Source organism: Methanolobus sp. ZRKC5, assembly GCF_038446525.1.
Classification (GTDB): domain Archaea; phylum Halobacteriota; class Methanosarcinia; order Methanosarcinales; family Methanosarcinaceae; genus Methanolobus.
In genome coordinates this window covers 698,788-711,459 of the sequence record NZ_CP151792.1, presented here as the reverse complement: position 1 = coordinate 711,459, position 12,672 = coordinate 698,788, and the positions used below count along the sequence as shown (strand labels likewise).

Annotated in this window: 8 protein-coding genes; 6 read left to right on the top strand and 2 right to left on the bottom strand. The window is 39.8% G+C overall.

Features of this window, described 5'->3' with window-relative positions; genetic code table 11:
• Positions 1–34: 34 nt before the first annotated feature.
• From WN948_RS03240 to WN948_RS03215, 6 genes are all read left to right on the top strand, one after another.
• Entirely contained in the window at positions 35–1,258 is a 1,224-nt protein-coding gene (locus WN948_RS03240; protein WP_342305564.1) for a restriction endonuclease subunit S, read from the top strand.
• Positions 1,259–1,374: 116 nt separating this feature from the next.
• A complete protein-coding gene (locus WN948_RS03235; protein WP_342305563.1) occupies positions 1,375–2,028 on the top strand; it encodes a hypothetical protein in 654 nt (217 codons plus the stop codon).
• On the top strand, positions 2,025–3,968 hold the full coding sequence (locus tag WN948_RS03230; protein ID WP_342305562.1) for a DUF262 domain-containing protein: 1,944 nt from the start codon (positions 2,025–2,027) through the stop codon (positions 3,966–3,968). Before WN948_RS03235 ends, WN948_RS03230 begins: the two co-directional genes overlap by 4 nt.
• Before the next feature lie 2 nt (positions 3,969–3,970).
• Positions 3,971–7,096, top strand: a complete 3,126-nt coding sequence (locus WN948_RS03225) for an HsdR family type I site-specific deoxyribonuclease (RefSeq protein ID WP_342305561.1) — start codon at positions 3,971–3,973, stop codon at positions 7,094–7,096.
• Complete coding sequence (locus tag WN948_RS03220; RefSeq protein ID WP_342305560.1) at positions 7,096–7,812, top strand: SprT family zinc-dependent metalloprotease; 717 nt, start codon at positions 7,096–7,098, stop codon at positions 7,810–7,812. Before WN948_RS03225 ends, WN948_RS03220 begins: the two co-directional genes overlap by 1 nt.
• 275 nt (positions 7,813–8,087) lie before the next feature.
• Complete coding sequence (locus WN948_RS03215; RefSeq protein WP_342305559.1) at positions 8,088–10,283, top strand: P-loop NTPase fold protein; 2,196 nt, start codon at positions 8,088–8,090, stop codon at positions 10,281–10,283.
• A gap of 225 nt (positions 10,284–10,508) precedes the next feature.
• Here WN948_RS03215 and WN948_RS03210 read toward each other — a convergent pair whose 3' ends face one another.
• Positions 10,509–11,477, bottom strand: a complete 969-nt coding sequence (locus tag WN948_RS03210) for a tyrosine-type recombinase/integrase (protein WP_342306525.1) — start codon at positions 11,475–11,477, stop codon at positions 10,509–10,511.
• A 501-nt stretch (positions 11,478–11,978) separates the two neighbouring features.
• Positions 11,979–12,197 carry a DUF3592 domain-containing protein gene (locus WN948_RS03205; protein ID WP_342305558.1) on the bottom strand — a complete coding sequence of 73 codons (219 nt, stop codon included), beginning with the start codon at positions 12,195–12,197 and terminating at the stop codon, positions 11,979–11,981.
• Between the last annotated feature and the right edge of the window lie 475 nt (positions 12,198–12,672).

Here is a 12,672-nt window from a genome sequence, read left to right as displayed (position 1 = left end):
TAATTAGGATGCAACTTAGGTGGGAGGAACATACATGAGTGCGGAGTGTATAGCTGAGAGCATTCCGGCTGGATATAAGCAGACTGAGGTGGGAGTGATTCCTGAGGATTGGAAGGTTCAGCCCATTGGAGATTTAGTTTCGATATCGGTTGGTAGAGATTTGAAAGAAGAGAATTATTCTACATACCAAGATGATATTTTCAAATATCCTGTTTTCTCAAATACAGTTACAAATGAAGGACTGTATGGTTTTTACAATATTTCAGAATACAATGGAGAGAGTTTAACTATTGTAGGCAGAGGTGTGGGATTAGGGATAGCATTCACACGAAGAGGTAGCTTTGGTGCGATTGGTAGATTGTTAGTCTTATTTCCCGTGAAAAATGTTGATGCTAATTTCTTAACTGAATATATAAATCATAGAGTGAAAATCTTTACAGAAAGTGGTGGTATTCCACAATTAACTGGTATTTCCATTGCAAAATATAGGATTCCAGTTCCATCCACCAAAGACGAACAAGAAGCCATCGCCCAAGCACTGACCGATGCGGATGCCCTCATTGAATCACTTGAGCAGCTCATCACCAAGAAACGCCAGATCAAGCAGGGTGCCATGCAGGAGTTGCTGACAGGGAAGAAGCGGTTGCCGGGGTTTAGTGGAGAGTGGATTGATTTTTCTCTGCGAGAATGTCTTTTAGGAAATCCAGATTATGGAATAAACGCTCCCGGTGTTCCTTATTCAGGGAACCTTCCAACCTATCTTAGAATAACTGATATCGATGATGATGGTAGGTTTACGCCAGATAATCAAATTGCTGTTGATCACCCACTTGCAATGAATTACCTTCTTGACAAACACGAAATTGTCTTTGCACGCACAGGTGCGAGTGTTGGAAAAACCTATCTCTACAACATAAAAGATGGTGAACTTGTATTTGCTGGTTTCCTCATCAGAGCCAAAATCAATTGTGAAAAGCTGTGTCCTGAATTCTTTGCGGCTTTTACAAAAACAGCAAGATACTGGAATTGGGTTCGCATGATGTCTATGCGGAGTGGTCAACCAGGGATCAATGGTAATGAATTCTCTGGGCTTGACTTGTATTTACCCCCTACTATTGAAGAACAAAACGCTATTGCTGCTATCCTCTGCGACATGGATGCAGAGCTTTCCTTACTAGAGGAAAAGCTTGCCAAGACTCGCAAGCTCAAGCAAGGGATGATGCAGGAACTGCTTACAGGGAGGATTCGATTGGTATGAGTAGTACACAAATACCCTACTCCTTCTTCATTGGCTGGGATGTCGGTGGGTGGAACTGCGACAAGAATAAAAATAGCCGTGATGCTATTGTAATTCTTAACCCCTCATTAGGTATCGTGGGCAAACCGTGGCGTGGTAATCTTCGGCCTTTTATTAACGAAGCTAAAAATGCAACGGAATTTATTCGAAAACTGTTTTCCCTGTGCGCCGCAAATCTACCTGCTAATGGTGAGCATATAACTCTATCCATAGATGCACCACTGGGATTTTCTGTTGAGTTTGTGGAATTGGTGAATGGTTTAAAATTCGTAGAATCGCTGGAGCGTTCTGCCACAAATCCTTACCTGTATCGTCAGACTGAACGCTGTCTGTACTGTCAGACTAAATGCTACCCGATTGAAAATAGACTTAGTCCGTTGTCATCTGTTAAAGATATGATCGGTAGTCAGGCTACCAAAGGTATGCATGTTTTGGCTAAGTTCGCTCCAGAAGTTGAGCGGTGTGGTGTGTGGAATGATGGGGGGTTGCTGACTGCGATTGAAGCTTATCCGGCAGCTTGCAAGGATTCTGAGTCAATACATGCTTTACGCCAACAGATTGCAAATCAACCAACTGATAACCAGGACAAAATGGATGCACTTACCTGTGCTCTTATAGCTTACATTTTTACAAATAATCCTGAGAATCTTATAAGCCCGGAGGATTCCGTACCCTTGAGTGAAGGATGGATCTGGGTTCCTAAAGACATTTTACAAGGTGTGGAAACATGAAGATCTCTACTATTCTCGACTATATTGATAACGGACATATGGCATTGCCTGAGTTTCAGCGGGGTTATGTTTGGAACAGAGATCAGGTACGTGGGCTTTTTGATTCACTTTACCGACGACATCCTATTGGTGGATTGCTGGTATGGGCCACTGAGTCCAGGACAGCAGCTCATCGTGGAGATGGAGAGTTAGCAGCCGGTGTGGTTAAACTCTTGCTTGATGGACAGCAGCGTATGACATCTTTATATGGTGTGATACGAGGACATGCTCCTGAGTTCTTCGATGGCAGCATTAAGACTTTCACTGGGTTGCGCTTCCATCTTGAAAAGGAAATCTTCATGTTTTACCTGCCAATGAAAATGAAAGATGATCCACTTTGGATTGATGTTACGGAGCTCATGCAGAAGGGAAATGATGGTGTCGGTGCGTTAATTGCACAACTTAGTAAACAACCGGAACTCGCACCTAAAATAGGTGAATACATTGGTCGCCTGGGCCATCTGCTAGCCATAAAAGACGTAGAGCTTCATATAGAAGAAGTAACAGGAACAGACAAGACTCTGGACGTAGTGGTAGACATCTTCAACCGGGTGAACAGTGGTGGAACCAAGCTCTCAAAAGGTGATCTGGCTCTGGCAAAGATTTGTGCTGAATGGCCTGCTGCACGAGATACTATGAAAGCACAGTTGAAAGAGTGGGAGGATGCAGGTTATGACTTCAATATCGACTGGTTACTACGTTCGGTAAACACGGTACTAACTGGTGAAGCTAAGTTTCAGTATTTGCATGATAAGAATGCTGAAGAAATTCAGGATGCTCTCAAGAAGGCTATCAAACACATTAACACCTGCTTGAATTTGATAAGTGGACGTCTGGGACTGGATCACAACCAGGTCTTCTTCGGTAAGTATGGGGTTCCTGTGATGGTAAGATACCTTGACCAGCGAAGTGGTCCAATGGATGAGATTGAACGGGATAAGCTCTTATTCTGGTTCGCTCAAGCCGGTATGTGGGGACGCTTTTCAGGTTCAACTGAATCATTCATCGATAAAGATCTGGCAGCACTGGAAGGGCCGGATGGTGGACTTGACAAGCTACTAGATCAATTACGTCTCTGGAACGGTGGATTGCTGGTAGAGCCCGGGCATTTCGCAAGCTGGAGTCTTGGTGCACGTTTCTATCCTGTGCTTTACATGCTAACAAGAATGGGACAGGCCCGTGATTGGGGTACTGGACTTCCTCTCAGATCAAGTTTACTGGGAAAAATGAGTAAACTTGAAGTCCATCATATTTTCCCAAAAGCCCAGCTATACAAACGCGATCATAAACGCTCAGAGGTGAATGCTCTGGCTAACTTCTGTTTCCTCACAAAGGACACAAATCTTGTCATAAGTGATCGTTTCCCAGAGCAGTATTTCCAGGAAGTTGAACAAGCACATCCTGATGCACTGGCATCCCAGTGGATTCCTGCTGACACCACTCTATGGAGGATCGAGAACTACTTAGATTTCCTCGAAGCAAGGAAATCACTGTTAGCAGATGAAGTGAACATGAGAATGGAAGAATTACTACATGGGGATACACGCTGGTTGACAGGTGCAAAAGCAACAGTTTCATCTACAATATCCGTTGGCGGCTTTTCCAGCGAAGAGGAAAGGGAACAGTTAGTATCTCTAAACAATTGGGTTAGAGAACAGAGTCTTCCGCCAGGTGAACTTGGTTACGATTTTGCTGACAGCACCACCGGAGAACAAAAGGCAGTGTTCGATCTTGCCTGGCCCAATGGTATCCAGGAAGAACTCAGCCGACCTGTTGCTGTCTTACTAAATGAAGGTGCTGAGGTAACTTCCATTGCCAATCAGGCTGGCTATCTTTATTTCACAGCAATCGAAGACTTCAAACAATACGTGAAAACAGAAATACTAGCACAAGAGGAATGATAATGTCAATCGGCCAGTCTGAGCGTAAAACACAGGATCGCATAATTACCCTGTTCCATAATGAACTTGGCTACGACTATCTCGGTAATTGGATTGACCGAGAAGGGAATAGCAATATCGAGGAAAAACTGCTCGGCGACTGGCTGGAAAGGAAGGGTTATACTAAAAAGCAGATTGGAAAGGTACTCTACAGGCTGAAAAAAGATGCAGGTAACAACAACCAGGGACTCTATGGTAACAACAAGGCTGTCTATAACCTGCTGCGTTATGGGGTCCCTGTAAAGACCGAGGTAGACGAGGTCACAGAAACCGTACAACTCATCAACTGGAAAGAACCTGAAGATAATCACTTTGCCATTGCTGAAGAGGTCACTCTCAAGGGGAATAGAGAGCGTCGACCGGATATAGTGCTCTATGTGAACGGAATAGCCATTGGAGTATTGGAGCTGAAGAACAGTCGGGTGAGCATAGGAGATGGCATCCGTCAGAATATTTCTAACCAACGGCCTGAGTTCAATGAATGGTTTTTCAGCACAGTACAGTTCATTTTTGCTGGCAACGATTCCGAAGGTTTGATGTATGGGACCATTGGTACACCAGAAAAATATTTCCTCAAGTGGAAGGAAGATGAAGAGGATGACAGCCGTTTCAAGCTTGACAAGTATCTTATCAAGATGTGTCGTAAGGACCGGCTCATTGAGCTGATGTATGATTTCGTTCTTTTTGACGGCGGCATCAAAAAACTACCACGAGTGCACCAGTATTTCGGTGTCAAGGCTGCACAGAAACATGTTTGCCAGCATAAAGGCGGTATAATCTGGCATACACAGGGCAGTGGTAAGAGTATCGTCATGGTACTGCTGGCCAAATGGATACTGGAGAACAATCCCAATGCTCGTGTGGTCATTGTCACCGACCGTGATGAACTGGACAAGCAGATAGAGGGTGTATTCACCGAAGCCGACGAAGATATCAAACGTACAACAAGCGGTCAGGAATTATTGAGTTTGCTCTCTCTGGCAGCACCACGCCTGATATGTTCCCTGGTCCACAAATTCGGTAGAAAGGATGTGGATGACTTCGATGCATTTATCAAGGATCTGAAAGCCCAGCCAAGCAAGACCGTAGGTGAAGTCTTTGTCTTCGTGGATGAATGTCATCGTACCCAGAATGGAAAACTAAACAAAACCATGAAAGCAATAATGCCAAACGCCGTGTTCATTGGTTTTACCGGCACACCCCTGCTCAAGAAAGATAAGACCAGTCTGGAAATCTTCGGTGGCTACATACACACCTACAAATTCTGCGAGGCAGTAGCGGACAACGTCGTACTCGACCTGCTCTATGAAGCACGTGACATAGACCAGAATCTGGGTTCAGAAGAGAGGATCGATGCATGGTTCGAGGCAAAGACCAGAGGACTCAACGACTGGCAGAAAGACGAACTAAAAAAGCACTGGGGTACAATGCAGGTAGTGCTGAGTTCACGCTCACGCATGGATAAAGTGGTAAATGACATCATCTTTGATTTCAGTGTGAAACCTCGCCTGTCCAGTAATCGTGGTAACGCCCTTCTTGTTGCATCAAGCATTTACGAAGCCTGCAAGTACTTCGCCCTATTCCAGAAAACACCTTTCAAAAGCAAATGTGCTGTGGTGACATCCTACAATCCACTAGCCAGGGATATAACAAAAGAGGATACAGGTGCAAACACCGATACCGCTAAAGAATCCATATACAATACCTACACTGAACTTCTCAAGGACATCGAAACCAGACCCGGAATGACAAAGACAGAAACCTATGAAGAGCAAGCAAAGAACCTGTTCACCAAAGAGCCGGCAAACATGAAATTGCTTATCGTGGTAGACAAACTCCTCACCGGTTTTGATGCACCTCCATGCACCTATCTTTACATAGACAAGTCAATGCGGGATCACGGCCTATTCCAGGCTATCTGTCGTACGAACCGGTTGGATGGAGAAGACAAGGATTTCGGTTATATCGTGGACTACAAGGACCTTTTCAAGAACCTTGTCAACGACAAAGGCACCGGAGCACTACAGGTCTATTCCTCCGAACTGGACCACAGTGCCGAGGGTGCAGTTCCGGAAGTTCTAATGCAGGACCGCCTGAAAAAAGGTAAGGAACGTCTTGATAATGCATTGGAGACCTTGGCACTTCTATGTGAACCAGTCGAATCACCAAAAGGTGAACTGGAACATATCCACTACTTCTGTGGTAATACTGAGATACCAACGGACCTTCAGGAACATGAAACCCAGCGTGTGGCTCTCTACAAGGCAACAGCTTCACTAGTTCGTTCTTACTCTAACATCTCAGATGAAATGGAATCCGCAGGCTACAGTGAAGCAAAGATCAACCATATCAAGCAGCAGATCGATCATTATCTGATGATTCGTGAGATAATTCGCCGAGCCAGCGGCGAAACTCTCGACCTTAAAGCCTACGAAGCAGACATGCGTCATCTCATCGATACCTACATCGAGGCAACAGAACCCAAGAAGGTTTCATCGTTTGATGACCTTCCATTGCTGGAACTGATTGTTAAGACCGGCATCGATAAAGCCATTGATACACAGCTTGGAAGTTTGAAAGGTAAAAAGAATGCTGTGGCTGAGATAATTGAGAACAACGTCCGCCGCAGGATTCTCAAGGAACACCTGAATGATCCGGCCTACTATGAAAAAATGTCAGCTCTGCTGGATGAGATCATAGCAGCAAGAAAAGCAAAGGCCATCGAATATGAAGAATATTTGAGGCAAATTGCCGAACTGGTAAAGAAAGTGGAATCAGGGCAAGAGGATGACACTTCGGAAGAACTCAAAGCAAGTCCTGCATTGCGAGCGCTCTATAACAACATACAAATACCAGGACATAAAACCGGGGATATATCAGAAGGAAACGCCAGATACACTTCATCTAATGACCCGGTCCTTGACCTTGCAATAAGAATCGATGAAACTGTCAAACATGTACGTTCTGATGACTGGCGTGATGTCGAGCCACGCGAAAATGTCATAAAACAAGCGCTATTTGATATCCTGCAAGATGTCGATGAGGTTGAGCGTCTTTTCCTCATCATCAAAGCACAGGACGAATATTAATGTTCAAACAGATCGAATTGGGCGAAATAACAGCAGAAGTGGTCTTCAAGGACATAAAGAACATACACCTGAGCGTTTACCCTCCCCATGGCAAAGTAAAGATATCTGCTCCTCTAAGAATGGATATTGATAAGATACGCATCTTTGCCATATCCAAACTTAGCTGGATAAAACAGCAACAGACAAAGCTTCAAGAGCAGGAGCGTGAAACTCCACGTGAATATCTTGATCGTGAAAGTCATTACGTCTGGGGGAGGCGTTATATGCTTAAGATCATCGAAGCCAATGAAGCTCCTTCAGTTGAACTGAAACATAAAAAAATGATTCTGCGAGTGCGACCCGGAGCAGATGATAAAAAAAAGCAAGCTGTTCTTGATGCATGGTACCGTGACCAGCTCAGGAAAACGGTAAGCCCTTTGATATCCAAGTGGGAGCAATTGATGGGTGTGAAAGTGGAGCGTTTGTTTGTAAGGCGAATGAAAACAAAATGGGGAAGCTGTAATCACAAAGCACGGAATATCCTGTTGAACACCGAACTTGCCAAAAAGCCACATGAATGCCTTGAATACGTAGTCGTGCATGAAATGGCACATCTGCTGGAGCCGACACATAATTCTCGTTTTATTTCGTTAATGGACAAGTTCATGCCAAAATGGCAATTCTATAGAGATAAGCTAAATCAATTGCCAGTTAGCCATGAGAATTGGAATTATTAATTAGGAAAGTAATATATTAGAAGAAATTGGCTCTGTAGAAAACCTCGATATTTGATTGCTGATTTAAGTATGCAATAATTAGAAATGTATTAAATGAAATTGATAATAAGTAACTATTTCATCCTATGATGTTGAGTTTAATAGGTTTCTACAAAGCCTTTAATTTCATAATATTTATTTATAATCAGAGAAAAGTTATACAAAACTAGAAATCAATATCAAAAAATATAGTATTAGATTTTTGTTTTTTGAATATTACTTTGAGAGAAATAATTATGCAATCAAAAAAATATTCACTTCATTTTGATAAACTCATTGAAGAGGCACTTGAAATCAAAGAAATTAAAGAAAATATTTCAAAGACAGGATTTGAAAAAGATTATTTTAAATCAAAAATCGAAAAAAAAAAAGATGATATTTTGTTGACATTTAGCGATGAAGTTGATGAGTTTAATAGATTAAATAAACAACTTCGTGAAAGTACAGTTTATCTCCCAATTTTTAAAAAAAGATATCCGCGTTATGTGTCTTTTTATTCTGCCCTTTTCATAGTTTTTGTTATTACTATATTCATTCCAGTTATGGGTTTTGATACAAATATAGAACTATCAATATTTGCTAGTATGGCCATAGCATTTATGGTACATAGATCCAAAAATATCCATGAAGTTGAAAAACCAGAGAAAATGATAATAGAAATGGAAGAAATTGAAAGCAAAATACATAGAACTATTTTACTAAATGGAATCTTGCCTCAATTAAGACTTTTAATTAATGAAGAATTGAAAGAAGCTTTTAACTTTTCGTTACCAAAAATCGATTATCAAGGTTTAGCAGAAGTGTTTGAACCTAAATTTGAAGTATCAAGAAAATCTAAAGAAAAACTTGCACGATGGCTAAATCTCATGCCACATGGAAGCTTAGGTATTACTGGATCACGTGGAGCTGGGAAAACAGCTTTGATTGATTCATTTTGTAAATCTTCTACGTCCACAGATGGTAAGATCAAAACAATACCTATTCAAGTCTCTGTACCCGTGAAATATGAATCACGTGATTTCATATTATACTTATTCCTACAAGTATGTGAGGAAGTAATTAAACATGAAAGTGGTAGTAGATTATATCTAAAAAGGACTGATAGCAGTTCTATATTGAAAAAATACAAACGAATGATGATTGTATATTTCGTACTGACCATCTTTTTAATTACAGCAGGGTCTTATATCTTCATTAGAAATTATATTGCTATGTTGTGGCAGATGAATTATTTGGAACATCAAATAATGTTAAATGAAATTAATTCGGGTATAGGTTTTCTTCTTTTATGTGCAGCATTTATAACAACATTGCAAACTTTTAGACTTTTTTATTTTATGAGAGGTATAACCACTCATTTTGAACAAGCAAGTGAATGGATTGATAACATAAGGTTCCAAAGTAGTTATTCATCTGGTTGGTCAGGTTCCCTAAAGCTTCCTATGGGATTAGAAAGCAATATAAAATCTGCAAAAATCCTATCTAAAAACCAGTCAAGTTTACCTGAAATAGTCAATGGTTATCGTGATTTTGTAGGAAGTTTAGCCAGAAAATATAAATTCATTATAGGAATTGATGAACTAGACAAAATATCATCAAATGAAAAGGCTCACCAATTCTTAAATGAGATAAAGGGAATATTCAATATAGAAAACTGCTACTATTTGATTTCACTTTCAGAAAACGCAATGAGTGCTTTTGAAAGAAGAGGTTTACCTTTCCGTGATGCGTTTGATAGTTCTTTTGATGGTACCATTTATGTAGACTATCTTAATCTTAAAGAAGCAAAAGAACTCATCAAAAAAAGAGTAATAGGGATGCCAGTTCCATTTATGTGTTTCTGTTTTTGTATGTCTGGAGGATTAGCCCGTGAGCTGATTCGTATATGCAGAGATATTGTTGATTCTGCAGAGTTCTCTTCTGAAAAAAACAATCTTGCAAATATATCTCGTATGTTAATTCTAGATGATATGAAATCAAAGATATATGCAACATCTATGAAAGCTAAAAATATAGAATTGAAAGAAGAAGTAGCACACTTTATTAATCAAATGTATAACTTTGAAAAGCAACTAGATGAATCAGGTAATGCGTTAAGTTATGACGCCATTAATGTTTTTTATTCTAACTATATATCAACTGAAAACAGAGAATCAAGATACATTAACGAGAATTATTTGGAATTAGTATCGTTGAGGAAAGAATTAATAGCCTATTTATGTTATGCTATAACACTTATGGAAGTCTTTGGTGACACAGAGGAGTCACATTTCAATAATCACATACCCAATGCTTTTGAACAACTAGCCAAAATTCGGCAACATCTCTCTGTCAATCCAATTGTTGCTAAATCAGAAATTGAAAGTTTCAGGATAGAACATAATATGAATGTTTGTGGCGTACTTTATCCTCAGATCAATTATTTTGCATAACTATAAAAACAATCGTATATTTATGCAATTTCAAAAATATGTGGACTTTGCGATATCATTATTAACATCTGAAAATTAAGATTGCAAATGAAATCCAAACTCACGAACTCTTATGAGAATGGATCTTAAGCACATCGCCTTTGGCCAAGGTGGGCAACTCATAAAAAGGTGCTTTTATGTATCTATTATTAAGTTGTGGTAAAATAAAAAGAGAAACTGAAAAAATCAGCCTTCCTTTTCCTCTTTCTGTGCTTCTGTTTGCTCCATAATCTTACCCATAAGCTCACGTATAGAAGGATCGCTCATGAACGCATCCACCAGTTTCTTCTGTGTTTCATTAGACTTAATAAGCTTTTCTTTTTCCTCTTCTAAATCTGTAGCACGTCCCTTATCTTGATATGCTAATGAACGGTTTGCATCATTCTGGTCACTGAGTTCCTTGTTCTCTTCCTTTAGAACTTTGAACTCAGGAGAAGTTGAAGCGTCTGCTCTCTCATCAATAAGTAAAGCAAGGTAGTTCTCCATATAAACCTTCTTCAGGAATTCTGTATCAAATTTTACATATGCCTGTTTTACTGCACCCAATGTATGCCCCATCATATGTTCAATGACATCACCATCGACTCCAGCATTCCTTAGTGTTGTGCTGAAGTATTTCCTCATGTTGTGACTACACATCAATCTAAATGTACTTGGTCGCCTTGTATCCTCAACCTTGTTTGCGATAGCTTTATACAACTCAATAATCAAGCCTGATATCAGAGCACGATTAAACTCTTCCTTGTTACGTAGGTATCTTCCGAATTTCTTCTCCAAGATGAACAATGGACTATCTAGAGTCACCTTTATTGCCTCATGCAACTTCTCTCCATCTGAACTATCTTTGAACATTTGTTCTCTTTTCATAAGGTAAGTATTCACAGCTCGTGATGCCTCTGGAGATAAGAAAGTAGTGAAATCGATCTGTGTTTTCTGTCTCCTCAAAGAGAGTGTTGTAATCTCTGTCACAGGGTCATATCCATCTCTAAAATCCTGGACAGTAAGGTTACATATGTCTGATGCAGCGAGACCTGATGCAATTCCTACCAAAATGATAGCTTTGTTTCTTATCGATGCTATCTTAATAGCCTTCAAGATTAGTTCACGATCGGGCAACTTCTGATTTTCTTTTTTTGGTCTTGCACGTACTTCCACACTGCGCAAAGATGCTGGAACAGGTAAATAGTACGTCGAAAAGAATGACCATATCTTATTGACATAGCATCTTATACTGGTTGATGCATAGGGAAGTATTCATAGTAGTTGTCAATCCATCTAGATGTTCCCTGAAGCTTTCAATCATCTTGAAATGTGTCATCATATGTGGCCTTACTCCATCATCATACTCATGCTGTGCAATATGCAGAAGCTTGGAAGGAGACAAACTTGTAAACTCTGTGAACAATACAAATGCAGAAATATAACCTTCCAATGTTCTTTGTGCTTTCAATCCCCATCATACGGAATAGTTCCTGAAGGGCAGGATCATTTTTTAGTTCATTAAACTTCATTTTACCGATTATCCCAAGACTGAAAACATCGGGTATAAACCAGAAATTCCATGAAGAAGAATGCTGAAGCTGATAAGCCATTTGCTCTGAATGCTCATGTAAGGGAAAGATTGGAAATGTGGGAAGCATTTTGAAATGGATACCTTCAAAAATAAATGTCTTTGATTACAGCTCGATTAGGGTTTTGCGGATCAACAAGCAGTGTAACTTCGTCACCCTCATTAAAACAATTTGTATAAATAGAATGACTTAAAGCGTTTCCTCTCCAATATTCTATTCCTTGATACGTATATTTATATTCAACTCTTTTTTTGGAAAGAATATATTCCAATGAAATATGGCCGGTGACTTCTACTCCTCGCATATATAATGCCCAAAATAAAAGGACTCTCCAAACAAGCATAATTATTCCACTATAGTAATTATGACCAATTTTTGTTGTGATAATAGAAGATCTTCAGTTACTGGAACAATCCCTCTTCTAGTCAATGTATAACCGAAGTAACTTTTTATTTCATCAAGCCCCCAAAACATGATAATTGCTGCTATTGATAAATGTGAAGCACGATCACGTAATATAATTCGACCTAATGGAAATAATCTATTTTTCTCCATGTAAGTACTTTTGAATTTCTTTTTACTTAAAGATATAATAAACAGACTTACAAAATAAAGATTATAAGTTCTGTTTTTTCAGCTTACTATATCCATTTATAAGTGTGCAACTGGAGCAATTTGAACATTTTAATCGAGTATCTCGTCCAGGTTGCTTGCAGAACTGCACAAATATTTAATGACTTTACTCTTTTTTCATTATTGGATGAATATCCATGTCTTGG

Excerpts from the sequence above, each read along its gene's own strand:
- WN948_RS03205 (WP_342305558.1), bottom strand. The coding sequence starts at position 12,197 with ATGCGAGGAGTAGAAGTCACCGGCCATATTTCATTGGAATATATTCTT.
- WN948_RS03240 (WP_342305564.1), top strand. The coding sequence starts at position 35 with ATGAGTGCGGAGTGTATAGCTGAGAGCATTCCGGCTGGATATAAGCAG.
- WN948_RS03225 (WP_342305561.1), top strand. The coding sequence starts at position 3,971 with ATGTCAATCGGCCAGTCTGAGCGTAAAACACAGGATCGCATAATTACC.
- WN948_RS03230 (WP_342305562.1), top strand. The coding sequence starts at position 2,025 with ATGAAGATCTCTACTATTCTCGACTATATTGATAACGGACATATGGCA.
- WN948_RS03215 (WP_342305559.1), top strand. The coding sequence starts at position 8,088 with ATGCAATCAAAAAAATATTCACTTCATTTTGATAAACTCATTGAAGAG.
- WN948_RS03220 (WP_342305560.1), top strand. The coding sequence starts at position 7,096 with ATGTTCAAACAGATCGAATTGGGCGAAATAACAGCAGAAGTGGTCTTC.